Origin of the sequence: Variovorax sp. dw_308 (assembly GCF_019207085.1) — a bacterium.
Taxonomy (GTDB): Bacteria; Pseudomonadota; Gammaproteobacteria; order Burkholderiales; family Burkholderiaceae_C; genus Variovorax.
Window position 1 is genome coordinate 90,723 of sequence record NZ_JAATOM010000020.1, and the last position, 24,685, is coordinate 115,407.

The following is a 24,685-nucleotide window of genomic DNA, read 5'->3' on the forward strand; positions in this document are numbered from 1 at the left end:
TCGCGGAGTGGAGTACGCCGTCGGCGTGATCCCGCCCACTGGCCGGGAATCCGGTAAGGCGCGGGCGCCGCATGCATCGTTTCATCCCTTGACGGAACCCGAGGTCAGCCCCGCCACGATGTGTTTCTGCGCCGCGAAGAACATCACCACCGCGGGCAGGATCGTCAGCGTGATAAAGGCCAGCACCAGGTGCCAGTCGGTCGAGTATTCGCCCTGGTAGGCCATGATCCCGAGCGGCCAGGTGTAGAGGGTGTCGCGGTTGAACACCACCAGCGGCAGCAGGTAGCCGTTCCAGCTGTGCACGAACACGATCACCGCGACGGTCGCCAGGATCGGCCGCGACAGCGGCAGCACGATGTACCAGAAGAACCGGAAGTAGCCGCAGCCGTCGATCTGCGATGCCTCGAACAGGTCGGGCGGCAGTTGCTTGAAGTAGTTGCGAAACAGCAGGATGCTCGTCGCCAGGCCGAAGGCCACCTGCGGCAGCACCACGCCCCAGTAGGTGTCGAGCAGGCCCAGGTCGCGGATCTTGATGAACAGCGGCAGGATCGCCGTCGCCGCCGGGAACATCAGGCCCAGCAGCAGGTAGTTGAAGAGAAAGTCCGAGCCGTAGAAGCGCACGTGCACGAAGGTGAAGGCGGCCATCGCGGAGACGGTGACGGTCAGCACCACCGTCAGCACCGCGATCACCAGCGAGTTGAGCATCAGGCGCCAGTAGCGCCCGCCGCCCAGGATGTCCCAGTAGTTGCTCCACTCCCAGTGCGCGGGCAGGCCGAACGGGTTCACCCGCAGGTCGCCCAGTGTCTTGAAGCCGCCCAGCGCGGTCGCGAACAGCGGCACCAGCACGATCGCCGCCACGATGAACAGCACCGCATAGCGCAGCAGGGGCGACATCGAGCCGGTGATGGACGAGGGGTCGCCGAAGGATCTGCTAGTCATTGCGCATCAACGTCTTCTTGTAGCCGAAAGCGAACACCACGCAGATGCAGAACAGCACCACTCCCACTGCGCTGCCAAAGCCGATCTGCATGCGTGTCACGCCGTAGGTGTAGAGGAAGGTGACCATGGTCTGCGTGCTGTCGGAGGGGCCGCCCTTGGTAAGCGGCATGATCACGTCGAAGAGCTGGATCGAGCCCAGGATCGCGAAGAACACCGACAGCCGGATCGTCGGCGCCAGCAAGGGCAGGGTGATGCGCCAGAAGATCTGCCAGTCGCTTGCGCCGTCCATGCGCGCGGCTTCGTTGAGGTTGCGGTCGATCTGCTGCAGGCCGGCGATGTAGAGGATCATGTGGAAGCCGAAGTACTTCCAGATCACCACGACGAGGATCGCGTACATCGCGAGTTCGGGCTCCGCCAGCACGTAGGGCGGCGTGGCCCCGAACATGCCCCAGATCCTGGCGAGGAAGCCGTAGTCCCCGTCGTAGACGAAGCGCCAGATCAGTCCGGCCGCGACCTCGGCCAGGATGTAGGGCAGGAAGAAGATGAGGCGGAACGTGGTGGTGCCGCGCACCTTGTCCGACAGCAGCACCGCCATCGCCAGCGCGAGCGGCAACTGCACGACGAGCGACGCGACGATGATCAGCAGGTTGTTGCCCAGCGCCGTGCGAAAGGCCGGCGTCTGGAACAGCAGCTGGAAGTTGCGCCAGCCGACCCACTGGGTTGGAGGGCCGTAGCCGCTCCAGTTGAAGAAGCTGTACCACGCCGCCTCGCCCATCGGCAGTGCCACGAACAGCGTGAACAGCAGCAGCGCCGGCGGCAGGAAGAACAGCACGACGGTGGCCGAGGCGCGCGCGCCGTGGGCCATGCGCAGCCGGCCCCACGGCGTCGACCGCGGCTCGGTGTTCAAGCGGGGGCTCATACGACCTTGCAATCAAGCGCAGGACAAGGCGGAGCGCCGCAGACAGTGCTGTAGCACGGCAAGGCGATCCAACGCAGTGATGCGTTTGATTGCGAGGTCGTATCAGTTGGCCAGCTTCCAGGCCTGCTGTACTGCGTTTGCAGCATCCGCAGGTGTGGTGCGGCCCGACGCGAGGTCGGCCGAGACGTCATTCACGACGGCGCCCACCGACGGGCCGAGCATCTGGTCGTAGTAGATCTGGTGGTACTTCGACTTCGACACGTTCTCCGCCAGCTGGCGCAGCACCGGGCGCTTGATCGATTCCTGCGTGCCGTTTACCACCGGGATGTAGAGGCCCTTCTCGGCCGCGATCTTCTGGTTGCTGGCGTCCATGAAGAAGCGCAGGAATTCGACGGTCGCGGGTGGCGAGCCCTTGGTGACCAGCCAGCCATTCATGCCGCCGAGGGTGTCGCTCGGGTCACCCTTGCCGCCGGCCACGGTCGGGAACGGCATCCAGCCGAGCTTGTCGTCGGGGATGCCGGCCTTGTCGGCCGAGTTGGCCTTCATCGAGCCGAGCATGCCGTTGAGCATCAGCACCATCGCGCCCTTGCCGTCGCCGAACTGGCCGGACGATTGCGGGAAGGTGGCGCCGAGGTAGCCGGGCTGGAAGGGCTTGAGGTCGGCCAGTTGCTTGAACATCTCGCCGGCCTTGACGAAGGTCTCGGACGCGAAGCCCTTGCCCTCGTTGCGCAGGGCGGCGTCGAAGGCCGGCTTGCCGCCGATGCGGATGGCCAGGTGCGACCAGTAGAAATGCAGGGGCCACTTGTCGCCGCCGCCCGCGATGATCGGCGTGATGCCCGCGGCCTGGAACTTCTTCACCGCGCCGAGCAGGTCGTCCCAGGTCTTGATGGAGGCGGCGTCGACGCCGGCCTTGGCGAACAGGTCCTTGTTGTAGAAGAAGCCGACCTGCGAGGTCTGGAAGGGCACGCCCCAGACCTTGCCGTCGATCGCGTAGGGCGGCACCGAGGCGGCCATCAACGTGTCTTTCCAGCCGCTGTTCATCGGCGTCGTCAGGTCTTCGACGACACCGGCCCTGACCTGCTCGCGCAGCACGCCGCCACCCCAGCTGTAGAGGATGTTCGGCTTGTCCGGCGATTGCAGCAGCGTGGTGAGCTTCTTCTTGTACGACTCGTTCTCGAGGTACTGGATCTCCACCTTCACGCCGGGGTGCGTGGCCTCGAAGCGGCGCGCGACGTCGTTGTAGAAGGTCGTGACGTCGGGGTTCTGGTCGACGTGCATGAGGCGGACGTTGACGTCGGCGGCGATGGCGCTGAACGCGGCCAGTGCGGTCGCGGCGAAGACGGCCGGGGACAGGAACGTTGCAAGTTTCACTGGGGCTCCCTATAGGGGTGGTGTGATACGACCTTGCAATAAAGCGCAGAACAAGGCGGTCCAACGCAGTCATGCGTTTGATTGCAAGGTCGTATGAATTGATGATGTGTCTGATGCCGCATGGCGTCAGTAGGGAGTTCCACCAGTGAGACGGATGCGCCGCGCGCGGCTTGCGTGGACGGAACGCGTCAGCCTGGCGAACGCGCGGCGCCGCGTTCGCGCAGCACGTCGGCCAGCACATCCGGGAAGTCCGTGATGATGCCGTCCACGCCCATGTCCAGCAGCCGCAGCATGTCGGCGCGCTGGTTCACCGTCCAGGGGAGCACGGTCATCCGCAGGGCGTGGGCCTGCCGTACTTGCGCGGAAGTCAGGTCGTTGAAAGCGGGTGACCAGATCACCGGCGCCTTGCCGCCCGCGGACGCGGCCTGCACCAGCAAGGGCGTGGAGCCGAAGCTGGCGGCATCGAGGCCGAGCGTCCAGCGGCTGTCGCGCAGGGTTCGCGCGGTGCTCAGGTAGGCGCGCGGCAGGTCCGGCGCGAGCTGGCCGACCAGGGCGAGCGTGCGCCAGTCGAAGCTCTGGATGGTCACGCGCGAGGCCATGCCGGCCTTGTCGATCTCGGCGAGCAAGGCGCGCAGCATCGGCTCGGGCGCGGCGGTGTCTTCCGGCCGTGTGGGGTCGACCTTGGTCTCGATGTTGAAGCGGATTCGCTCGTCGCCGCGTTCGCGGGCCATGGAGAAGAGGGCGGCCAGTGTCGGGATGCGTTCGCCATCGCTGGGCTGCTGGGTGGCAAAGGGCTTGCCGTAGCTGCTGTCCGGATTCAGCCTTCCGACGTCGTAGCCCTGCACTTGCGCCAGCGTCATCGTGCGGATGGCCGGGCCGACGGCCGGCAACCATGCGCCCTGCGCGTCGCGGGTGTGGTCGGGGTTGAGCGCGGTGTCGTGCGAGATGACGACCACGTTGTCGGCCGTGAGGCCGATGTCGAGTTCGAGCGTGGTCACGCCGAGTCGCATGGCATTACGGAATGCGGCCAGCGTGTTCTCGGGCGCGAGGCCGCGGCCTCCGCGATGAGCCTGCAGGTCGAAGCCGGCCGGGGGCGAGGCCGGTGGCACGATGCACGCAGCCAGCAATGCACATGCCAGCACCGGCATCCACCGAACGCCCGCCGTCATTTCAGGCTTCACTTGAGCTCCACCTTGATGCCATCGTCCAGCACCGTGATCGCGCCGATCTCGTAGGTCTTGCGGCCCACGGTCAGCTCCTCGCGCTTGAAGGTGTGCAACGGGTAGTCGCGCAGCAACTCCTGCGCGACCAGGCCGCCGACTTGCTGCAGCCGCGCGGCGTCGCGCCCGCCGAGGCCTTGCAGCTCGATGCGATCGGCGCGCGGCTGGTCGAGCCGCAATGCCAGCGCGGCAGGGTCGTACTTCAACGCGCTGCTGACCGACACGATGCCGCCGACCGCGGACGGCTGCATCAACGGGCTGCCGATGACCACGATGGCCGAGATGGCGGCGCGATTGTTGCGGGCATCGAGCGCGAGCCGCGGATCGCGCAGCAGCACTTCGAAGATCTCCGCATAGCGCTGCTGGACGGGAAAGCGCTTGACGATCTGTGCCTCCAGCTCCGCCCGGCTCGCGGTGTATTCGCTGGTGAAGAAATTGAAGCCCGCGAAAGCGGCGAGCGGCGTGGGCGCCAGTGCGGCGCCGAACAGGCCGCGGAGGACGCCGCGCATGAGGCTGCGCCTCGAAAAAGGCAGGACGGGTGATCGATGAGCCATGGCAGGTCGAGCTTGCCACAGCGCAAACGTTCCGCGCCATGGGTGGATTCGCCCGCTACGATGGGCCCCGGATAACGCCACAGAGGTGACAAACGTGACCCCTTCCTCCTCCGACATCGCGGCCCGGCGCCGCGCCTTTCGGCAACTGCACGCCAGCGGCTGCTTCGTCATTCCAAACCCGTGGGACGTGGGCAGCGCACGCTATCTCAAGGCGCTGGGCTTCAAGGCGCTGGCCACGACGAGTTCCGGCTGTGCCTGGTCGCTCGGCCGTGCCGATGGCGACATGTCGCGCGAGATGGTGCTGGACCACCTGCGCGAGATGGTGGCCGCCACCGACCTGCCGGTGAACGCGGACTTCGAGAGCGGCTTCGCGCCCGACCCGCAGGGTATCGCGGAAAGCGTGCGCCTGGCCATCGAGACCGGCGTGGCCGGCCTGTCGATCGAGGACTCGACCGGCGACCCGGCCGAACCGCTGCTGGACATCGAGGTGGCGGTGGCCCGCATCCGGGCGGCCCGCCATGCGATCGACAAGGCCGGCGGCGACACCTTGCTGATTGGCCGCGCCGAGAACTTCTTCGCCGGCCGGCCGGACCTGGACGATGCCGTGGTCCGGCTCAAGGCTTACTCGGAAGCCGGCGCCGACTGCCTCTACGCGCCCGGCATCCGCACGCGCGAGCAGATCGAGATCGTGGTCGCGGCCGTGTCGCCCAAGCCGGTCAACCTGCTGGTCGGCTCGGCCAGCGACCTGACGATGCATGACATCGCGGCGCTGGGCGTGCGGCGCGTGAGTGTCGGCGGCGCGTTGGCGCGCGCGGCCTGGGGCGGCTTCATGCGCGCCGCCCGCGGGCTGGCGGAACGCGGCAGGTTCGATGGGTTCGCGGACGCGGCATCGGGCGTGGAGCTCAACGGCCTGTTCCGCGAGAAGGTGTGAATATTTCTACTGCGGCCACCGATCTCGGGTCTGCGGTGCTCGCCGTACTGGAGTACGGCTCCGCTCCGCGAACCGGCCTCCCGGCAGGCGCCCTGCGCTACGAAATCTTCACACCTTCTGAGCAAGCGTCAATCCAATCCGTCACGACGACTTCTTCGTTGATGCCTTGAGCGCATTGAGCGCCGCGTCCGAGAAGATCTGGTGCCCGCGCGGCGTCGGGTGGAACGCATCGGACCACAGGTAGGTCGTCGCGGCATCGGGCGCGCGCAGCGTGGCGGCGGTGCACAAGGCGGCGCTGGCGACCGTGCAGGCGGGCGTGTCGACGTTCACGAAGCCGTACTTCGACGGGTTGGCTACGGCATCCGCGAAGTCGGCCGCCGCGTCCATGTAGACCACGTTGCCCATGCCCGCGATGCCGGCCTTGAGGATGGCGTTGAACTGGTTGGTCCAGGCGGTGATCTGCGACGCAGGCACCTTGGTGTAGCAGCCCGTGGCCTGGTAGGCATCGCTCAGGTAGTGCGCGCCGAAGGGGTTGCCGCTCCAGTCGGAGGCCGCCGCCACCAGCACCACCGGCGCGCCGTTGTCATGGATGCGCTTGATGTTGGCGACCTGTGAATAGGCGGCGGTCATGATCTCGCTGGTCGCGCCGGCGATGGTCGCGTTGCCGCTGCCGGTGCCCGGACCGTTGTCGTCGGTGCCCCAGCACACCGAGCTGAACTGCGCATAGGTGTCGTTGCCGCCGCCGTCGAGGACGACCAGCTCGCTGGCCGGAAACTTGGCATGGCTGGCCAGGTAGCTGGTGATCTGGCGCGAGATCGGCGCCACGATCTGGTTGTTGCCGATGCCGCTTTCGCTCGGCAGCGCGTCGACGCGCGCGCCGCCTTCCGCATAGCCGTTGCCGCCGATCACGGTGGCCGTGCCCACGCCGGCGCCCTTGACGCCGCTGGCGGTTTCGTCCAGCGTGAGCGAGCGGTTCGGCGTCACGCCCAGGCCGAAGAAGTCGGCGATGTTCTCGACCCAGACCTTGCCGGGGTTGACCGTGAACTTGCCGGGGTTGGCCGGGTCGCCGGTGGCGGCCTTGTAGGTGCCCACGTCGCTCAGGCTGTCGCCGAAGACGGTGACCGACGCGATTGCCACGCGCGTGTCGGGTGGCGGCGTGTCGGCTTTCTGGGGAGTGGTCACGATGGGCAGGCTGTAGCCTCCACCACCACCACCGCCGCCGCAGGCCACGAGGCCGCTGCCCAACACCACGCACATGGCGGTCAAGCGAAAGGCTTTGACGCTGCTCTTCTTCATCTGTCTGTCTCCGGGTTTCAATCGATCGAGGGAAGGAGATGGCGCGCACGCCATGCCCCGCTCCGATTCTTGAAGTGCGTCAAGTAACGGCCGGGTCGCCGGAATGACAGATCGAATGAGGCCGGGGGAAATCCCCGATGAAGTGCGCCGGTAGTTGATGTTTGCAAGCAACATACCGCGCGGTAGCACGACGGCGGACGACCCCCGCGAACAGGGTTCGGGCAACGGGGCGACGTGTGCGCCACCCCTGCAAATACATCAGGTCTTGAGCGTCGCCTTCATCGTGATCTCCGGCACGCTCGCCAGCGCCTTCGACAGCGGGCACCCGGCCTTGGCCCCGGCCGCGATCTTCTGGAAGGTGGCCTCGTCGATGCCGGGAATCGCGGCCTCGAGTTCCAGCGCGATGCGATCGATCTTGAAGCCGTCGCCGTCCTTCACCAGCCGCACGGCGGCCTTGGTGTCGATGCTGGTGGCCGCGAGTCCGGCGCCTTCCAGCGCGAACGCAAAGGCCATCGTGAAGCAGCCCGCGTGCGCCGCGCCGAGGATCTCCTCGGGGTTGGTGCCCTTGCGGTCGTCCTCGAAGCGGCTGGCGAAGCCGTAGGGGTAGGCCTTGAGTGCGCCGGTCTCCGTGCTGATCTGGCCCTTGCCGGTCTTGCCGGCGCCTTCCCAGTGAACGCTTGCATGCTTTTCGGGCATCTCGACTCCTCGGTGGGTTGAACGACCAGCGGTTGTAAGCCGTTGCGGGGAGCTTGTCTGTAGTCATGCGGCGCATCCCGTCCGGGTCGCCGAAGTGACGCCTTGGGGGCTTCCCGTATTCGAATATGCTGCGCTGCCGCGTAGGCTCGGATGACTCTGGAGACCCAATGAACCGCCCGCATTACAAGTTCTGGCCTGCCCGCCTGCCCAAATCCATCACCGTCCCCGCCACCTCGCTCTGGCACAACCTGGCCACCAGCGCCGCGCGCTACCCCGACAAGCCCGCGCTGGTGTTCTTCGGCCGCGTCATCACCTACAGCGACTTCCTGGCGCAAACCGAACGCTTGGCCGGCACGCTGCATGCTCTCGGTGTGAAGCGCGGCGACCGCGTGGTGCTCGACATGCAGAACTGCCCGCAACTGGTGATCGCGCACTTCGCGATCCTGCGGGCCAATGCGGTGGTGGTGCCGGTCAACCCGATGAACCGGGCCGAGGAACTGAAGCACTACATCGTCGACCCCGATGCCAAGGTCGCGATCACCACCGGCGACCTCGCAGCCGAACTGGCCAAGGCCAGCGACGCGCTGCCCGCGGATCAGCGGCTGGCCCACCTGATCGTGACCCAGTTCACCGATACCTTCGATACCGACGTGTCGGGCGACGAGGCGCCGGCAGCGGCTTGGCGCGACTGGCTGCTCACGCGCCACCCGCTGCCCGCGCTGGCCGGCGGCCAGGCGATGCACTGGACCGACGCCTTGAATGCAGGCCACACGCCCCCTGAACACGTGGTGGGCGCCAACGACATGGCGCTGCTGCCCTACACCAGCGGCACCACCGGCCTGCCCAAGGGCTGCATCCACAACCATTCGAGCCTCAACCACAACGCCTTCGCCAGCCAGCTCTGGGGCCTGGGTTCGTCGGAAGGCGTGATGCTGGCCGTGGTGCCGATGTTCCACATCACCGGCACCGTGAGCCTGATGCACACGACCATCGTGTTCGGCGGCACCATGGTCATCATGCCGCGCTGGGACCGCGACGTGGCCGGCCGCCTGATATCGCGCTGGAAGGTCACGAGCTGGACCAATATCCCCACCATGGTCATCGACCTGCTGGCCAGCCCCAACTTCGCCAACTACGACCTGAGCAGCCTCGTCTACATCGGCGGTGGCGGCGCGGCCATGCCGCAGGCCATTGCGCAGCGCCTGCTGGATTCCTACGGCCTCAAGTACCAGGAAGGCTACGGCCTTACCGAGACCGCCGCGCCCTCGCATGCCAATCCGTTCGAGAACCCGAAGCAGCAATGCCTGGGCATCCCGTACATGAGCACCGACTCGCGCGTGGTCGACCCGGAGACCTTGCAGGAGCTAACGGTCGGTGAATCGGGCGAGATCATCACGCACGGCCCCGAGGTGTTCCAGGGCTACTGGAAGCGCCCGGACGCGACCGCCGCCGCTTTTGTCGAATTCGAGGGCAAGCGCTTCTTCCGCACCGGCGACATGGGCCGCATGGACGAGGACGGCTACTTCTTCATGACCGACCGGCTCAAGCGCATGATCAATGCGAGCGGCTTCAAGGTCTGGCCGGCCGAGGTGGAACTGCTGATGTTCAAGCACCCCGCGATCCAGGAAGCCTGCGTCATCGCCACGAAGGACGACTACCGCGGCGAATCGGTCAAGGCCGTGATCGTGCTGCGCGCCACGCACCAGGACACCACCGAGCAGGAGATCATCGACTGGTGCCGCGAGAACATGGCGGTCTACAAGATCCCGCGCAAGGTGCAGTTCGTCGATGCGCTGCCGAAGAGCGGGAGCGGCAAGGTGATGTGGCGGCTGCTGCAGGAGGCGGAGGCGACGGCGAAGGGGTGAGCGGCAGGCAGGTGGCCGTGCTCACCCCAGGTGCGCGACCGCCAACCCCAGCGCGGTCCACAGGCCGATGAAGATCTGGAAGCCGATCAACAGCAGCGGATCCTCAGGCAGCATGTGATTCCTCCTGCCGGCGCGCCTCGATCAGCGAGGTATAGAAGTCGATCGTTGCGGTAATGGCGGCGAGGTCGTTGCGGCGCAGCTTGCGGCCCACGGTGACGGCCTCGGCAACCTTTCGCGTCAGCGGGTGGATCTGCTTGCTCAGCGGGCGGGCGGAAGTGCAGTGCGAGCGGATCTCGGCCTGCAGGATCTCAATCCATGCCCCGATGAGGGCCAGTGCGGTGTCGAACAGGGCGGTGGTGCCCTGGTCCTTTTGACCCTTTTGATCGATAACGTCGTTCATTTGAATTTCCCTGAAAAAGACGACCCGCCCGAGGCGGGCTGAAGTGCTCAGGTCGATGTCTTGGCTCGACTGACCCAGCGAACCTGGATTGGGCGCCATCCGTGCGTCTTCCGATGCAGGAACCCGGCATGGCGCATCGCGGAAATGTCCGTGCTTGCGAAGGAAAAATCTCCGGGAGGGCGATGCGGTGCGCCTGGGCGCGAATCGCCCCCGGCGCCTCAGGCGTGGTCTTTCGGCCGGTGCTCCGGCAGCGTCTCGGGCACCACCCGCGCACTGCGCTGGTAGGTGCCATAGGCGCTGGCCCAGTCCATCAGCACGATCAGCCGGTTGCGAAAACCGATCAGGAAGTACACGTGCGCGAACAGCCAGAACAGCCAGGCCATGCGGCCGCTGAAACGCAGCGGGCCGAAGGGGGTGCTCAGGTCGACCACCGCGGCGTTGCGGCCGATGGTGGCCAGGTTGCCGTAGTCGGCGTAGCGGAACTGCTCGGTCGGCTGGCCCTTGAGCCGCCGCAGGATGTTGGCGGCAGCGGTGCGGCCCATCTGCTTGGCCCCGGGCGACACGCCGGGCACCGGCTTGGGCTCCTTGCCCTTGGGGTAGCTCATGGCGGCGGCCAGGTCGCCCACCACGCTGATCTCGGGGTGGCCGGCGAGGGCCAGGTCGGGCTCGACCTTGAGGCGGCCCGCACGGTCGACGCTCATGCCCAGAGACTCACCCAGGATGCGTCCCAGCGGCGACCCGGTCACGCCCGCGGCCCACACCACGCAGTGGCTGTCGATCCTTTGCACGCTGGGTGCCGCGCCGTCCGCGCCGCCACCCGTCTGGAAGCTCAGGCCCTCGGCGTCGATGGCGGTGACCTTGGCGTTCAATTGCACCTCCACGCCCAGATCCTCCAGATGCGCCTGCGCCTTCTGGCTCAGGCTTGCCGGCATGGCTTGCAGCACGCGCGAGCCGCCCTCGATCAGCAGCACCCGCGATTCGGCCGGATCGATGTGGCGGAACTCGCCTTTCAGGGTGTGTCGCGCGATCTCGACCATCGTGCCGGCCATCTCGACGCCGGTCGGGCCCGCCCCGATCACGCAGAAGGTGAGCATGGCGCGGCGCTTTGCCGGATCGGACTCCCGCTCCGCCGCCTCGAAGGCAAAGAGCACCTTGCCGCGCACGGTGAATGCGTCCGCCAGCGTCTTCAGGCCCGGTGCATGGGCCGCCCAGTCGTCGTGGCCGAAGTAGCTGTGCGTGGTGCCCGCAGCCACCACCAGATGGTCATAGCCGATGCGCTGGCCATCGGCCAGGATCACCTCGCGCGTGGCCGGCGCAAAGCCGCTGACTTCGGCCATCAGCGTCGTGATGTTCCGTTGGTTGCGGAACAGGCTGCGCGACGGCGCCGAGATCGAGGGTGCCGCCAGGCCGGCCGTGGCCACCTGGTAGAGCAGTGGCTGGAACAGGTGGTGGTTGGTGCGCTCGATGACGGTGATGTCGACATCCGCCCGCTGCAGCGCCCGTGTCGCTTCCAGCCCGCCGAAGCCGCAGCCGATGATGACGATGTGAGGACGCGCAGTGGGGGAGGGCAGGGTGCTCATCGGCGGATTATCCATGTCGCCACTGGGGATTCACCATCGGTTACAGGGCCGATTTGCCCGACGTAGCCCAAAGGTTTGACCACCGCCCGGCGCCTGCGCGAATTCGTCCTACGCGCATCGATCAACCCAATCGGCTACAAACACGCTTTGCCCGCGATCGGAGACCGCATGAATCCGGACAAGCCGCTTGCGCAGGCGGCACACACCCTGCGCCAGCAGTACCGCGCCGTGCGTGCCCACAGCCTCGCCCTGGCTGCGCCGTTGTCGCCCGAGGACCAGTGCATCCAGTCGATGCCGGACGCGAGTCCGACCAAATGGCACCTGGCCCACACCACCTGGTTCTTCGAGACCGTGCTGCTGCAGCCGCATGCCGTCGGCTATCGTCCTTTCGACACCCGCTTTCATTACCTTTTCAACTCCTACTACGAGGCCCTCGGCCCTCGCCATCCAAGGCCGCAGCGAGGCTTGCTGACTCGGCCTTCCGTCGAGGAAGTGCGCGGCTATCGCGCGCATGTGGACGAGGCCGTGGATGCGCTGCTGAGACAGCCGGGCGGCCAGGCCTGGCCGGATGTCGAGGCGATCGTCACGCTGGGACTGCAGCATGAACAGCAGCATCAGGAGCTGCTGGTGACCGACATCCTCCATGCGTTGTCGTGCAACCCGATGTTGCCGGCTTACCGGCCTGCATCCGGCCCCGCGCTGAGGCTGGCGGCCGTGCCGGCGCCGGTGCGCTGGCTGCGGCATGCAGGCGGCCTGGTCGAAGTGGGCCACGGAGGCGAGGGCTTCTCCTTCGACAACGAGACGCCTCGCCACCAGGTGCTGCTGCGGCCTTTCGAGATGGCCGACCGGCTGGTGACCTGCGGCGACTATGCCCAGTTCATTGCCGACGGCGGCTACCAGCGGCCCGAGCTGTGGCTCTCCGATGGCTGGGCTGCGGTGCAGGCGCAGGCCTGGCGCTGCCCGGCGTACTGGCTGCCGCCGGATGACCCGCGCATGGCGCTGCACGGTGGCGGCAATGCGGCGGGCTGGCATGTCTTCGGCGTGCACGGCCTGCGCCCCCTGGAGCCCGAGGCCCCGGTGGCGCAACTGAGCTTCTACGAAGCCGCCGCATATGCCGAATGGGCCGGCGCGCGGCTGCCGACCGAGTTCGAATGGGAAGCCGCGAGCACCCTGCCCGGCATGCGGCAGCTCACCGGGCATGTCTGGCAGTGGACACGTTCCTCCTACGACCCCTACCCCGGCTTCCGTCCGCTGCCCGGCATCGCGGCCGAATACAACGGCAAGTTCATGGTCGGGCAACTGGTGTTGCGCGGCGGCAGTTCGGCCACGCCGGACGGGCATGCGCGCGCGACCTATCGCAACTTCTTCCCGCCGGCCGCGCGCTGGCAGTTCACCGGGCTGCGGCTCGCGCGGGGGCATTGAGACATGCGAAATCCATCCTTCGACCTCGACTCGCTGCCGGCCCTGCAGGAGCAGCCGCTTTCCGACTTTGCGCAGGACATGCTCAGGGGATTGGCCGGCAGGCCGCGCAGCATTCCGCCGAAGTACTTCTACGACGGGACCGGTTCGGCGCTGTTCGACCGCATCTGCGCGCTGCCGGAGTACTACCCGACGCGCACCGAGCTGCGCATCCTCACGGACCGGGCCGCGGAGATCGCCAACCACATCGGGCCGGCGGCGGAGATCGTCGAGTTCGGCGCGGGGTCGCTGACCAAGGTGCGCCTGCTGCTCGACGCGCTGGAAACGCCCAGGCGCTACCTGCCCATCGACATCTCGGGCGAGCATCTCGAAGGCGCGGTGGCGCGCCTGCGCGCCGACTACCCGGGCCTGGAAGTCGTCCCCGTCGTGGCCGACTACACGCGCCGCTTCGCGCTGCCCGCGCCGGCGATGGACGGTGGCCGCCGCGTCGGCTTCTTCCCCGGCTCGACGCTCGGCAACTTCAGCCCCGAGGAAGCGCTCGCCTTCCTGCAGAGCGCCGCGCGCATGCTGCGCGGCGGCGGCCTGCTGCTGGGCGTGGACCTGATCAAGGACCCAGCGCTGCTGCACGAGGCCTACAACGATGCGCAGGGTGTGACCGCGGCCTTCAACGTCAACCTGCTGCACCGCGCCAACGCCGAGCTGGGGGCCGACTTCCACCCCGGCAACTTCACCCACGCGGCCTTCTACAACGCGCCGCTGCAGCGCGTCGAGATGCACCTGGTGAGCAGGCGCGCGCACGCGGTGAACCTGCTCGGCGAGCGCTTCACCTTTGCCGAAGGCGAGACCATCCACACCGAGAACTCGCACAAGTTCAGCATCGACGGGCTGCGCACGCTGGCGGTGAAGGCGGGCTTCGGCATCGGGCCGGTGTGGACCGATGCGGAGCGCCTGTTCAGCGTGCACTGGCTGCCCGTCGCGACGGCGCAATAGGCGCTGCCCGCGCAGCGCGGGATGCGCCCGGATAAGATGGGCGCCCCCACGCTCATCACTGCGTGCAATCGCTGCCCCCGAGGGGGCGCATGCCTCGCCAGAGGCAGTCCGTCGCAAGGCATCTACATGAAAGCAACCTGGAACGGCGCCACCATCGCCGAGAGTGACGACACCGTCGTGGTCGAGGGCAACCACTACTTCCCGATCACGTCGCTGAATCGCGATTTCGTCACCTTCAGCAACCACCGGACCACCTGTCCCTGGAAGGGCTCGGCCAACTACTACTCGCTGCTCGTCAACGGCGAACTCAACGCCGACGCCGCCTGGTACTACGCCGACCCGAAGCCCGAGGCCGAAGAAGTTCGTGACCGCGTGGCGTTCTGGAAGGGCGTGAAGGTCTCGGCGTAGATGCGCGCCCACGACAGTGCAGGGCGCGGGGTTGCACGCCCATGACGGAGTTCGCACCGCGCTTCTGCTCGCCCGCCCAGCTCGACACCGCGCTGCGCGAAGACGGCTATGCCGTGCTGGACCCGGATGCCGTGGCCGAATGGATCGGGCATTCGCTCGACGAACTCGACGCGATGCATCCGGACTGGGACACCCTGCCGCCTGACGACTACCTGAAGGACGGCGGCCGTTACCGGCAGCGCCGCCACGCCTGCTTCACAGTGGCCAGCGATGTGCTTCACCTGGTGCCGCACCGCGCCCATTGGCAGCCGGTGGAATACAACGCGCTGCATGGCGGCATGCAGCGCTGGTTCGCGCCGATGGAGGCGCACACGCTGGTGCAGCCGGCGTGGCAGCAACTGATGCTGAGCCTGGCGCATGCCGCCAGCACCTTGCGCGGTGCGCGGACCTGGTTCGTGGAGGCGCACCAGTTCCGCATCGACACCGCGGGCGGCATCGGGCGGCCCACGCCCGAGGGCGCGCACCGCGACGGCGTCGACCTGGTGGCGGTGGCGCTGGTCGGCAGGCACAACGTCAAGGGTGGCGAGACGCGTGTTTTCGAGGCCAACGGCCGGCGCGGCGAGCGTTTCACGATGACCCAGCCTTGGAGCCTGTTGCTGCTCGACGATGCCCGCGTCATCCACGAGTCCACCCCGATCCAGCCCTGGAACGAGAACCATGGCGGCTGGCGCGACACCCTTGTCGTCACCTGCAGGGCCGGCGCCTTCCAGGGCGACGACAGCTGACATCCTGCATGGCCCGCGACTTGCGTGGGCCGCCAAAGTGCGCGCCCGAGGGTTGGCCGGGCTTGTGGGCTTGCTGTTGCGGTCCTACATTCACCGTGCCCGCTGCACGTTAAATTGATCTGCGCACCGCATGCAAGAAGGAGAGGTGGTCATGTTCAATCACATCATGGTTCCGATCGACGGCTCCGAGACTTCGATGACCGCGGTCAGCAAGGCCAGCGCGCTTGCGTTGGCGTTCGGCAGCCGCATCACGCTGATCCACGTGATCGACAACTACCCCTTCATCGGCGTCGGCGCGGACTATGCGTTGGGCCAGAACGAATACCTTGCCGCGGCCACCACCAGCGCCAATGCGGCGCTCGCGCGCGGCGTGGCCGCGCTCGCGGCCGAGGGCCTGCACAGCGACCAGCGCGTCATCGACGGCCACGTGGTGCATGAAGGAATCACCGACACGGCCCATGCCATCGGCGCCGACCTGATCGTGATGGGTTCGCACGGGCGCTCGGGCATCGAGAAGCTGCTGCTCGGCAGCGTGACGCAGCGCGTGCTGCAAGACGCGCACATGCCGGTGCTCGTCGTCAAGACCTGACCCATACCCCGAGGCGCCTGCGCGCAGCCTCGCTTGATCGCGACGGTCAGTCCGGGATGAAGAAAGGGACCGGGCTTTCGAAACGCATCGGCTCCTGCGTCGCGGGATGCGTGAAGGCCAGCGACGTGGCATGCAGCAGGAGGCGCGGCGCGCGGGCCTGCACCGCGTCGCTCCCATACAGCGCGTCGCCGAGGATCGGATGGCCGATCGACAGCAGGTGCACGCGCAACTGGTGCGAGCGGCCGGTGAGCGGTTCCAGTTCCACGTGCGTGGCGTCGTGCCCCTGGCGCAGGGCGCGCCAGCGCGTCTGGCTCGGCTTGCCGGCGGCATCGATCTTCTGCAGGGGGCGGCGCGGCCAGTCGGCGATCAGCGGGGCGTCGATCAGGGCCCAGTCCGCCGACACGGGCAGCAGGCCGTCGACCACCGCCTCGTAGCGCTTGTCCACGCGGCGTTCCGCGAAGGCATCGCCCAGCGCACGCTGCATCGGCGCGCTGCGCGCCATCAGCACCAGGCCACTGGTGGCCATGTCGAGCCGATGGACGACCAGCGCATCGGGCCATCGCTGCCGGGCACGCGCGCTCAGGCAGTCCTGCTTGTCCGGGCCGCGGCCCGGCACGCAGAGCAGGCCGGCGGGCTTGTCGAGGACCAGCAGGTGCGCATCCTCGTGAATCGCGCGGACAGTGTCGTGGGCTTCGTGATCGCGGGGAATCATCGGCGGTCAGTTTAGGGGTGTGGGTGCTCGGCTATCCTCGAAGCGATGCCCGAGCCCCAAGCCGCCCCAGGATTTTCCGAGCTCACGCGCGAGCGGTCCTTCATGCACATGTGGATGTCGCGCCTGTTCGGCACGGCCGGCACGCAGATGCTGATGGTGGCCATCGGATGGCACATGTACGACCTCACTGGCAAGGCGTGGGACCTGGGCCTGGTCGGTCTTTTCCAGTTCGTGCCGGCGCTGCTGCTGGCGCTCTACGCCGGCCACATCGTCGACCGGCACCATCGCGGACGCATCGTGGCCGCGTGTCTTTCCGTGCAGGCGGCAGTGGCGCTGACCTTGCTGGTCGCCGGCCGCCTGCAACTCGATTCGCGCGGGCTGCTGCTGGGCCTGTCGCTGGTGCTGGGCGCGGTGCGGGCCTTCCAGATGCCGGCCCAGCAGGCGCTCACGCCGATGCTGGTGCCGCCGATCATGCTGCCGCGTGCGATGGCTTTCAGCTCGGCCGGCACGCAGGGCGCGATCATCGCGGGTCCGGCCATCGGCGGGCTGCTGTTCGTGGCCGGCATCAGCGTGGTCTATGGCGCCTGCATGCTGCTGTTCGTCGCGGGCGGCGTGCTGGTGGCGCGGCTGCGCTATGCCCATGCGCCGCCGCCCAAGGCGCCGGTCACGCTGCAGACGCTGTTCGCGGGGGTGGACTTCATCTGGCGTCGCAAGACCGTGCTCGGCGCGATCTCGCTCGACCTGTTCGCGGTGCTTCTGGGCGGCGCGGTGGCGCTGCTGCCGATCTATGCCAAGGACATCCTGCACACCGGGCCTTGGGGCCTGGGCCTGCTGCGTGGCGCACCCGCCGTGGGGGCGCTGCTGACCTCGATCGCGCTGACGCGCCGGCCCATCGAGCGCAAGGTCGGCCGCACCCTGCTGGCGGCGGTGGCGGCCTTCGGCGTCTGCATGATCGTGTTCGGCATTTCGCAGAACTTCGTCGTGTCGCTGCTGGCGCTGGCGGTGTCCGGCGGCGCGGACATGGTCAATGTCGTGATCCGGCAGACGCTGGTGCAACTGGAAACGCCCGACGAGATGCGTGGCCGTGTGAGTGCGGTGAATTCGATCTTCATCGGCGCGAGCAACCAGCTGGGCGAGTTCGAATCGGGCGCCACCGCCGCCTTGCTCGGCCCGGTGGGCTCGGTGGTGGCGGGCGGCGTGGGCACGGTGCTGGTGGCGGTGGGCTGGCTGTGGCTGTTTCCATCCCTGGCCAGGCGCGACCGGATCGTGGCGACGGCCGACGCGACGCCATCCAGGAAATAGCCGCGGCAGCCGCGAGGATCCTGCGGCTATCCGCAGCCTCCAGGGTTACGGCGTAGCGCAGGTGTCCGGCGACCCCGGAGGCGCCCGGTGCGCTTGCGGGCCCGGAGACTGACCGGTTGCGACGATGTGCCCCCTCACATGCGAACGCAAGAGGCAATACAGGGAAGCGCGGCCCGCCATGCACAGGGCGGCCGTTCATGAAAGCCGTTGCTACAGGAACCGGTAGGCGAGCGGAACGTCGAGCGTGAGGTCGCTCGTGGCCTCGGCCACGCAGGGCAGGATCAGGCCCTCGTCACGTTCGTCGACGCTCACGCCGGGCCAATCGATCTGGTAGCGGATGCTGCCCTCGAGCATGCGGCACAGGCAGGTGCGGCAGGTGCCGTTGCGGCACGAACTGGGCAGTTCCACGCCGGCCTGTTGCGCCGCGCGCAGCAGGCTCTGGCCGGGTGCGGCGTCGAAGGCATAGCCGGCCGGCTCTACGCGCACGGTCCAGCGTGGGAGCGCTGGAACTTCTTCGCTCATCGGGTCATGCTCATGGATCGTCGCCGGGCTCCGCAAGCCGGTTGCGGCGGATGTCGCGCAGCATGAAGAGGTAGAGGCTTTCGACTTTCTCCCGCGCCCACGGTGTCTTGCGCAGGAACTTGAGGCTCGACCCGACGCTCGGGTCATGCGTGAAGCAGCGCACTGGAATGCGCTCGCCGAGCCCTTCCCAACCATAGTGATCCGCCAGCGCGGTGACGATGGCTTCCAGCGTCAGCCCGTGCAGCGGGTTGCGTGGCTGGGCGGGCGGCGATTCGCTCACTTGTTCTTGAGCTTGCCGCGCGGGATCACCGCGGTGGTGACGGTGGGACGCACCAGTTCGCCGCCGCCGGCCGCTGGCGCCTTGGGGGGCGAAGTGTCCTTCTTGGGCTTCTTCGATTCCTTGTTGGTTTTTTGTTGACCTTTGGCCATGACGAACTCCGTTGGGGGTGCAGGGGATAAGAAGCAAGGCAGTTTAGCGGGGCAGCGACAATAGCGCCCCGATTCCGTTTGTTGTTCGATCCATGTCTGATTACCAAGTTCGCCCCGCCGAGATGAGCGATTCCCGCGCTGTTGCCGAAGTCCATGCCGCCGCCGCACGCGCCGCCTACGAGGGCCTGCTGCCCGAAGACCAATTGAAGGCGCTGGCCCCGGCCACGCGCGAGGCCAAGTGGCGCGAAGCCATCGAGTTCAGCGAGCCCCAGGTCCACGTGGCCGAACTCGACGGCCAGGTCGTCGGCTTCGTCGGCTTCGACCGCTCGCGCGACCCCAAGACACCGTCCACCGCCGGCGAGATCTGGGCCATCTACGTCAAGCCCGAGCACTGGGGCAAGGGTGTGGGCGTCGCGCTGTGGGATGCCGCCCGCGAAGGCCTGGAAGAAGAGGGCTGCACCTCCGTCACCATCTGGGTGCCGCTGCGCAACGACCGCGCGATCCGCTTCCATGAACTCGCCGGCTTCAAGCGCGAGATGAAGACGGCCCGCACCACCTCCGTCGGCGGCATCAAGATCGAGGAAGTCCGCCTCAAGCGCAGCGTCGCCTGATGAACACCACCACCGCGGTTACCGCGCGCGACACGAGTCAGCAGCGTCGCACGGCGCTGGTGCGCTGGTTGCGCGACATGCATGGCTGGTTCGGCCTCTGGGGCGCCGTGCTGGGCCTGGTGATGGGCTTCAGCGGCATCTGGCTCAACCATCGCAACGTGCTCAAGCTGCCCCAGGCACAGGAACGCAGCCGCGCGCAACTGGCGTTGCCCGATCCGGTGCCCGAGACGCCGGAGGCCATGGCCGCCTGGCTGCAGGATGCATTGCGCCTGAACGCCCCGCCCAACAACACGCGCATCGAACCCGGCCGCGCCGTGGCCTGGGCCGAGAAGGGCGACAAGACCGCGCCCGCACTCACGCAGCCTGCGCACTGGATCTTCAATTTCGGCGGGCCGCGCGAGACGGTGCAGGTCGACTACTGGCAAGGCAACCGCTCGGTGGGCGTGGCCACGACGAGCAATGGCTTGATCGCCACGCTCACGAGCATGCACAAGGGCAACGGCATGCCGGTGGCGTGGATATTGCTGATCGACACGCTGGCCGGCAGCCTGATCTTCCTGTCGCTCTCGGGCGTGACCTTGTGGCTGCTGACGCATCGGCGCCGCAAGCTGGGCCTGAGCATCTTCGGCCTGTCGGTGGCTGCGTTGCTGACGCTGGCGCTGACGAATCTCTGATTTTTCGCTTGCAAGGGAGTTGCCGATGGCCGCGAGCCTTTTTCTGCTGCTGGATGACATTGCCACGGTGCTCGACGACGTCGCCATGCTCACCAAGGTGGCGGCCAAGAAGACCGCGGGCGTGCTCGGCGACGACCTGGCGCTGAATGCGCAGCAGGTGTCCGGCGTCAAGGCGGACCGCGAGCTGCCCGTCGTATGGGCGGTGGCCAAGGGCTCGTTCATCAACAAGGCGATCCTGGTGCCGCTGGCCCTGCTCATCGGCACCTTCCTGCCATGGGCGGTGATTCCGCTGCTGATGGTGGGCGGTGCGTTCCTGTGCTTCGAGGGCGTGGAGAAGCTCGCGCACCAGTACCTGCACAAGGCCGAGCACGAAGCCGAGGTCAAGCACCACGTCGACGCCATCGCCAAGCCTGAGATCGACGTGGTCGCGGCGGAGAAGGACAAGGTCAAGGGCGCGGTGCGCACCGACTTCATCCTGTCCGCCGAGATCATCGTCATCACGCTGGGCACCGTGGCGGACCAGCCCTTCACCTCGAAGCTGACGGTGCTGGTCGGCATCTCGATCATCATGACCGTGGGCGTCTATGGCCTGGTGGCGGGCATCGTCAAGCTCGATGACGCGGGCCTGTGGCTGAGCCAGCGTGCAGGCGCGGCCCAACGCGCGCTGGGCCGCGGGCTGCTGGCGTTTGCACCCTGGCTGATGAAGGCGCTGTCGGTGGCCGGCACGGCCGCGATGTTCCTGGTGGGCGGCTCGATCCTGGTCCATGGCGTGCCGGCCCTGGGCCATGCCGTGGAGGCTTGGGCCGCGGGCATCGGAGGGATAGGCGGCTCGCTGCTCACGATGGTGGTGGATGGGCTGGTGGGGGTGGTGGCCGGCGCCGTGGTGCTGGGAGTGGTCGAGGTAGTGAAGAAAGTCTTGAAGAAGTAGCGTTGCCCCCGGAGGTATCGTCGATGCGTAATTCGATCCAGGCTTGGCTCACCGGTCTTCTGATCGCACTGGCTGCTTCGCAGGTCCAGGCGCAGACCACGCAGCAGGTGGTCGATATCCCGACCCGCCCCGGCGTCACGCAGCGAATGCTCGTGCTGACGCCGCCAACCACGAAGGCCGCGGTGATCCTGTTCGCCGGTGGGCATGGTGGCCTGCAGATCTACCCCAATGGCTCGTTCAACTGGGGCGCCGGCAACTTCCTGGTCCGCGCGCGACAGCTGTTTGCAGAGCAGGGGCTCATGGTCGCTGTCATCGATGCGCCTTCGGACCGCCAGCGTCCACCCTTCCTCGCCGGCTTTCGCCAGAAGCCGGAGCATGAGGCAGACGTCCGCGCGGCCATCGCGTGGATGCGCGAGCAATCGAAGGCGCCGGTATGGCTCGTGGGCACGAGTCGCGGAACGCAGTCCGTGGCCTTCGTCGCCACCGGGCTATCGGGGCTCGAAGGGCCGGACGGCATCGTGCTGACCTCGACCGTCCTCAAGGACGACAACGGCCGGCCCGTCCCGGCCATGCCGCTGGAAAAGATCCGCGTGCCGGTTCTCGTCGTGCACCACGAACAGGATGGCTGCGCGTCTTGCCCCTTTGCCGAAGTGCCCGCGCTCATGGCCAAGCTCGCGAACTCACCGCGCAAGGAACTGCTGAGCTTCAATGGCGGCGAGAACAAGGGCGATCCCTGCGAAGCCATGGCCTATCACGGCTTCAACGGGCTGGAGCGCGAAGTCGTCCAGCGGATCTCCGCGTGGATCCTCGGCAAATAGGTCGGGCCTTCAGCTCTGCCTTCACCGCCCCTTGCCGCGCTTGACCAGTCCCACCACGATCAGCGCCACGCCGAGCACGATGGCGAACCAGCCGACCACGTAGGCGCCGGCGAACATCTCGCGATAGGCCTGCGACTGCAGGAAGCCCGGCGCCAGCAGGATCGCCAGGCCGATCACGATGCAGGCGATGCCGCGAGGCAGCAGGTGGGCGTTGTCTTTCATGATTGCCATTCGATCGATCTCCGCAGGAAGGCGTATCCGAGCGCCGTGAAGGTGGCGCGCTCGGCATTGTTCTTGCCGTAGGCATGGCCGCCGGCATCCAGTTCGAGCAGCCACGCGGGTTGCAGCATGGCCTGCAGCTTGGCGGCCATCTTGCGCGCGTGGCCCGGATGCACGCGATCATCGCGCCGGTTGCTGGCCAGCAGGATCGGCGGGTAGCCGTGGCCCGGCTCCGCGCAGTGGTAGGCCGACAGGTGCTGCAGGAAAGCCCAATCCCCGGGGACGTCCGGGTTGCCGTATTCGGCCATCCAGCTCGCGCCTGCCAACAGCTTGTTGTAGCGCCGCATGTCGACCAGCGGGATGGTGCAGAACAGCGCGCCAAAGCGCTCGGGGTAGCGCGTCAGCATGTTGGTGATGAGCAGGCCGCCGTTGGAGCCGCCCTCTGCCGCGATGCGCCTGGGCACCGTCACCCCGCGCCGCACCAGGTCGGCGGCGACGGCGGCGAAGTCATCGTGCGACTGGCGCTTGCCTTCGCGCCGGCCGGCATCTTCCCAGGCCGGGCCGAACTCGCCGCCGCCCCGGATCTGCGCCACCACCGACACGCCGCCGCGCTCCAGCCAGAGCTTGCCGATCGACGCGTTGTAGCCCGGCAGCACCGAGACGCCGAAGCCGCCGTACCCGTAGAGGTGCACCGGCGCGCGGCCGGCTTCATGCAGCGTGGGGTCGGCCGGGCCGGTCATCGTGTAGGGGACGGCGACGCCGTCGGTCGAGATGGCCTCGTGCCGCGTCGTGACCAGTCCGCGTGCGTCGAAGCGTTCGGGTGCTCGTTGCAACAGTTGCGCGCTGCCGGCATCGGCGGGCAGCAGATAGAGCGACTCGGGCGTGAGCGGGCCGAGGCACATCGCGAGCGCATCGCCGTTCGATTCTTCCTCGCAGGCATCGAGCGGCCAGAGGTAGGCGGTGCCGCCTTCTGGCAGGCCGGTGACCGTGGTGCAGGTCCAGCCTTGCGCCGACGGTGTCCAGCGCTGGAAGACGGGGTTCAGGTTGTCGAGGATCGACAGCAGCAGTTGTCCACCCGTCCATGAAAAACCCTGCACCGCGCGCCGGTCCGAGGGCTCGAACAGCAAGTCCATGGCGCGGCTGCCGCCGATGTACGCGGCGAGGCTGATGCCGAGCACGCTGCCTTCGCGCCACGTGGTGCCACCGAGGGCCCAGTCGCTGCGCAGGCGCAGCACCATCCAGTCCTCGTAGATCTCCGGGATGGCGTCGGCCGGGATGTCGATGAGGGTCTTCGGGCCTTGGCGGTCGCCCATCCACAGCACCAGCTTGCGATAGTCGGGCCGCGCGAAATACCAGACGCATTCGCGCTCGCCGGTGCGGCCCGCCTGCATGCCCGCGGACATGTGCGTGGCCGGAACCTCGAAGAGCAACGGGGACCGCAGCGGGTCGGCCCCGCGCCGCCAGCGCCACACCTTGCGGCCGTAGCCTGACTGCGTGGCGTTGTCGTCGCCGAGCGCGGACAGCAGCAGCAAGGTGTCGCGGTCCAGCCATTCGACGCCGCCCTTCGAGGAGGGCAGCGTGAAGGCATCGCTGCCCGTGACGAAGCTGCGCGAGGCCATGTCGAACTCGCGCAGTACGACGGCATCACCGCCGCCGCGCGACAGGCGCAGCATCGCGAGGTCGTGCGTGCGGGGCAGGGTGCTGGCGCCGCCCCAGACCCAGTCCTCGCCTTCGGCCGCGGCCAGCGCGTCGAGGTCGAGCAACACGTCCCATTCAGGCTGGCCGGCCCTGAAGCGCGCCATCGTCGTGGTGCGCCAGATGCCGCGTGGATTTGCCGCGTCTTTCCAGAAGTTGAACAGCAGCGGCCCGCGTCGCGTGATCATCGGCAGGTTGTCGTCGCGGTCGTAGATGGCCTGCAGCGCATCGCGGTCCTGCGCGAATCGATCGTCGCCGAACGCGGCCAAGGTGCGGCCGGATTGCGCATCGGCCCACTGGACGGCAGCAGGCGCGTCGACGTCTTCGAGCCAGAGGTGCGGGTCGTCGTCAGGGGACTGGAGGGTGGGCAACTTGGCGAGGTCGGATGGCGCGGGCATCCGGCGAGCTTAAGGGCAACCCGCTTCGTCGCAACGTTCGGCCTTGACCGAGGAACCGGCCGATCGCAGAGACACAGCAAGCGCGCCTCGCCGGGGTCGGCCATCGCAACGTCGTGGCCCTCCGCGATCAGGCGGAGGTCGCGCTGGCCGAAAGGTCACCCAGCTTCCACCAGCTCTCGCAACCAGGGGTCGCGCACTTCAAGCACCTCGAACAAGCCGATCGCACGCAAAGCCGGCACCAGCGCCAGCAGGTCCGACTGCGCGAGCGCGCGCGCCTCGGCCGTCGCATCGCTCGCCGCCAACAGGCGCGCATTGGCAATGAATGCACCCACCGAACCTTTGCGCACCGTGACGCCACCGAACTGCATCGCGTTCACCGCATCCGGCAACAACTCTTCTGCTTTCATGATCCTGG

The 24,685-nt window shown here is 67.7% G+C and carries 28 protein-coding genes; 12 read left to right on the top strand and 16 right to left on the bottom strand.

Going from position 1 to position 24,685, the window contains the following annotated elements; translation table 11 throughout:
• Positions 1 to 81: 81 nt before the first annotated feature.
• The 5 genes from HCU76_RS28065 to HCU76_RS28085 all read right to left on the bottom strand — a co-directional run bounded on the left by HCU76_RS28065 (position 82) and on the right by HCU76_RS28085 (position 4,958).
• Positions 82 to 939 (bottom strand): carbohydrate ABC transporter permease, encoded by an 858-nt coding sequence (locus tag HCU76_RS28065; protein ID WP_218511152.1) that lies wholly within the window; start codon positions 937 to 939, stop codon positions 82 to 84.
• Positions 932 to 1,846 carry a carbohydrate ABC transporter permease gene (locus HCU76_RS28070; protein ID WP_218511153.1) on the bottom strand — a complete coding sequence of 305 codons (915 nt, stop codon included), beginning with the start codon at positions 1,844 to 1,846 and terminating at the stop codon, positions 932 to 934. Before HCU76_RS28070 ends, HCU76_RS28065 begins: the two co-directional genes overlap by 8 nt.
• A gap of 114 nt (positions 1,847 to 1,960) precedes the next feature.
• The gene (locus HCU76_RS28075; protein WP_218511154.1) at positions 1,961 to 3,229 is read right to left on the bottom strand and encodes an extracellular solute-binding protein; all 1,269 of its coding nucleotides are present in this window, start codon (positions 3,227 to 3,229) and stop codon (positions 1,961 to 1,963) included.
• A gap of 188 nt (positions 3,230 to 3,417) precedes the next feature.
• Complete coding sequence (locus tag HCU76_RS28080) at positions 3,418 to 4,410, bottom strand: glycerophosphodiester phosphodiesterase (RefSeq protein ID WP_345944774.1); 993 nt, start codon at positions 4,408 to 4,410, stop codon at positions 3,418 to 3,420.
• A complete protein-coding gene (locus HCU76_RS28085; protein WP_256354522.1) occupies positions 4,407 to 4,958 on the bottom strand; it encodes a DUF1439 domain-containing protein in 552 nt (183 codons plus the stop codon). Before HCU76_RS28085 ends, HCU76_RS28080 begins: the two co-directional genes overlap by 4 nt.
• A gap of 130 nt (positions 4,959 to 5,088) precedes the next feature.
• On the opposite strand from HCU76_RS28085, the gene HCU76_RS28090 reads away from it, so the two are divergent.
• Positions 5,089 to 5,934, top strand: coding sequence for an isocitrate lyase/phosphoenolpyruvate mutase family protein (locus HCU76_RS28090; RefSeq protein ID WP_345944773.1), 846 nt, complete (start codon positions 5,089 to 5,091; stop codon positions 5,932 to 5,934).
• Positions 5,935 to 6,075: 141 nt separating this feature from the next.
• Here the strand turns inward: HCU76_RS28090 and HCU76_RS28095 are convergent, their stop codons facing one another.
• Together HCU76_RS28095 and HCU76_RS28100 are read right to left on the bottom strand one after the other, a co-directional pair.
• A complete protein-coding gene (locus HCU76_RS28095; RefSeq protein WP_213958339.1) occupies positions 6,076 to 7,230 on the bottom strand; it encodes an SGNH/GDSL hydrolase family protein in 1,155 nt (384 codons plus the stop codon).
• Positions 7,231 to 7,488: 258 nt separating this feature from the next.
• Complete coding sequence (locus HCU76_RS28100) at positions 7,489 to 7,926, bottom strand: OsmC family protein (RefSeq protein WP_213958338.1); 438 nt, start codon at positions 7,924 to 7,926, stop codon at positions 7,489 to 7,491.
• A 167-nt stretch (positions 7,927 to 8,093) separates the two neighbouring features.
• Here HCU76_RS28100 and HCU76_RS28105 point away from each other — a divergent pair, with 167 nt between their 5' ends.
• Positions 8,094 to 9,791, top strand: a complete 1,698-nt coding sequence (locus HCU76_RS28105; RefSeq protein WP_218511155.1) for a long-chain fatty acid--CoA ligase — start codon at positions 8,094 to 8,096, stop codon at positions 9,789 to 9,791.
• A gap of 103 nt (positions 9,792 to 9,894) precedes the next feature.
• Here the strand turns inward: HCU76_RS28105 and HCU76_RS28110 are convergent, their stop codons facing one another.
• Both HCU76_RS28110 and HCU76_RS28115 read right to left on the bottom strand, forming a co-directional pair.
• Complete coding sequence (locus HCU76_RS28110) at positions 9,895 to 10,290, bottom strand: hypothetical protein (protein ID WP_213958336.1); 396 nt, start codon at positions 10,288 to 10,290, stop codon at positions 9,895 to 9,897.
• 119 nt (positions 10,291 to 10,409) lie between these two features.
• On the bottom strand, positions 10,410 to 11,771 hold the full coding sequence (locus HCU76_RS28115; protein ID WP_213958335.1) for an NAD(P)/FAD-dependent oxidoreductase: 1,362 nt from the start codon (positions 11,769 to 11,771) through the stop codon (positions 10,410 to 10,412).
• Positions 11,772 to 11,939: 168 nt separating this feature from the next.
• Between HCU76_RS28115 and egtB the strand changes: the two genes are divergently transcribed.
• From egtB to HCU76_RS28140, 5 genes are all read left to right on the top strand, one after another.
• Positions 11,940 to 13,193 carry an ergothioneine biosynthesis protein EgtB gene (gene egtB / locus HCU76_RS28120; protein WP_213958334.1) on the top strand — a complete coding sequence of 418 codons (1,254 nt, stop codon included), beginning with the start codon at positions 11,940 to 11,942 and terminating at the stop codon, positions 13,191 to 13,193.
• A gap of 3 nt (positions 13,194 to 13,196) precedes the next feature.
• Positions 13,197 to 14,180, top strand: coding sequence for an L-histidine N(alpha)-methyltransferase (gene egtD / locus HCU76_RS28125; RefSeq protein ID WP_213958333.1), 984 nt, complete (start codon positions 13,197 to 13,199; stop codon positions 14,178 to 14,180).
• Between the two features lie 126 nt (positions 14,181 to 14,306).
• Positions 14,307 to 14,588 carry a DUF427 domain-containing protein gene (locus tag HCU76_RS28130; RefSeq protein ID WP_213958332.1) on the top strand — a complete coding sequence of 94 codons (282 nt, stop codon included), beginning with the start codon at positions 14,307 to 14,309 and terminating at the stop codon, positions 14,586 to 14,588.
• A gap of 41 nt (positions 14,589 to 14,629) precedes the next feature.
• The gene (locus tag HCU76_RS28135) at positions 14,630 to 15,373 is read left to right on the top strand and encodes a 2OG-Fe dioxygenase family protein (protein WP_213958331.1); all 744 of its coding nucleotides are present in this window, start codon (positions 14,630 to 14,632) and stop codon (positions 15,371 to 15,373) included.
• Between the two features lie 151 nt (positions 15,374 to 15,524).
• A complete protein-coding gene (locus HCU76_RS28140; protein ID WP_213958330.1) occupies positions 15,525 to 15,962 on the top strand; it encodes a universal stress protein in 438 nt (145 codons plus the stop codon).
• Positions 15,963 to 16,008: 46 nt separating this feature from the next.
• Here HCU76_RS28140 and HCU76_RS28145 read toward each other — a convergent pair whose 3' ends face one another.
• On the bottom strand, positions 16,009 to 16,674 hold the full coding sequence (locus HCU76_RS28145; protein ID WP_213958329.1) for an RluA family pseudouridine synthase: 666 nt from the start codon (positions 16,672 to 16,674) through the stop codon (positions 16,009 to 16,011).
• 45 nt (positions 16,675 to 16,719) lie between these two features.
• On the opposite strand from HCU76_RS28145, the gene HCU76_RS28150 reads away from it, so the two are divergent.
• Positions 16,720 to 17,976: an MFS transporter gene (locus HCU76_RS28150; RefSeq protein WP_256354523.1), complete on the top strand. Its 1,257-nt coding sequence runs from the start codon at positions 16,720 to 16,722 to the stop codon at positions 17,974 to 17,976.
• Between the two features lie 210 nt (positions 17,977 to 18,186).
• Here the strand turns inward: HCU76_RS28150 and HCU76_RS28155 are convergent, their stop codons facing one another.
• The 3 genes from HCU76_RS28155 to HCU76_RS28165 are packed head-to-tail and all read right to left on the bottom strand — an operon-like array spanning position 18,187 to position 18,927.
• Entirely contained in the window at positions 18,187 to 18,498 is a 312-nt protein-coding gene (locus HCU76_RS28155; RefSeq protein WP_213958328.1) for a 2Fe-2S iron-sulfur cluster-binding protein, read from the bottom strand.
• Positions 18,499 to 18,508: 10 nt separating this feature from the next.
• Positions 18,509 to 18,778: a VF530 family protein gene (locus HCU76_RS28160; protein ID WP_213958327.1), complete on the bottom strand. Its 270-nt coding sequence runs from the start codon at positions 18,776 to 18,778 to the stop codon at positions 18,509 to 18,511.
• Positions 18,775 to 18,927, bottom strand: coding sequence for a hypothetical protein (locus tag HCU76_RS28165; RefSeq protein WP_213958326.1), 153 nt, complete (start codon positions 18,925 to 18,927; stop codon positions 18,775 to 18,777). The genes HCU76_RS28160 and HCU76_RS28165 overlap by 4 nt, the downstream gene beginning before the upstream one ends.
• Positions 18,928 to 19,019: 92 nt before the next feature.
• Here HCU76_RS28165 and HCU76_RS28170 point away from each other — a divergent pair, with 92 nt between their 5' ends.
• Genes HCU76_RS28170 through HCU76_RS28185 form a run of 4 tightly spaced genes read left to right on the top strand, consistent with a single transcriptional unit; the run spans position 19,020 to position 21,958 of the window.
• Positions 19,020 to 19,538: a GNAT family N-acetyltransferase gene (locus HCU76_RS28170; RefSeq protein ID WP_213958325.1), complete on the top strand. Its 519-nt coding sequence runs from the start codon at positions 19,020 to 19,022 to the stop codon at positions 19,536 to 19,538.
• Complete coding sequence (locus tag HCU76_RS28175; RefSeq protein WP_218511156.1) at positions 19,538 to 20,212, top strand: PepSY-associated TM helix domain-containing protein; 675 nt, start codon at positions 19,538 to 19,540, stop codon at positions 20,210 to 20,212. The genes HCU76_RS28170 and HCU76_RS28175 overlap by 1 nt, the downstream gene beginning before the upstream one ends.
• Before the next feature lie 25 nt (positions 20,213 to 20,237).
• Positions 20,238 to 21,140 (top strand): DUF808 domain-containing protein, encoded by a 903-nt coding sequence (locus HCU76_RS28180; protein WP_218511157.1) that lies wholly within the window; start codon positions 20,238 to 20,240, stop codon positions 21,138 to 21,140.
• A 23-nt stretch (positions 21,141 to 21,163) separates the two neighbouring features.
• Entirely contained in the window at positions 21,164 to 21,958 is a 795-nt protein-coding gene (locus HCU76_RS28185) for an alpha/beta hydrolase (protein WP_218511158.1), read from the top strand.
• A gap of 21 nt (positions 21,959 to 21,979) precedes the next feature.
• Here HCU76_RS28185 and HCU76_RS28190 read toward each other — a convergent pair whose 3' ends face one another.
• From HCU76_RS28190 to HCU76_RS28200, 3 genes are all read right to left on the bottom strand, one after another.
• Positions 21,980 to 22,180 (bottom strand): hypothetical protein, encoded by a 201-nt coding sequence (locus HCU76_RS28190; protein ID WP_256354524.1) that lies wholly within the window; start codon positions 22,178 to 22,180, stop codon positions 21,980 to 21,982.
• A complete protein-coding gene (locus tag HCU76_RS28195; RefSeq protein WP_218511159.1) occupies positions 22,177 to 24,270 on the bottom strand; it encodes a prolyl oligopeptidase family protein in 2,094 nt (697 codons plus the stop codon). The genes HCU76_RS28190 and HCU76_RS28195 overlap by 4 nt, the downstream gene beginning before the upstream one ends.
• Positions 24,271 to 24,425: 155 nt before the next feature.
• A complete protein-coding gene (locus tag HCU76_RS28200) occupies positions 24,426 to 24,677 on the bottom strand; it encodes a hypothetical protein (RefSeq protein ID WP_213958319.1) in 252 nt (83 codons plus the stop codon).
• Between the last annotated feature and the right edge of the window lie 8 nt (positions 24,678 to 24,685).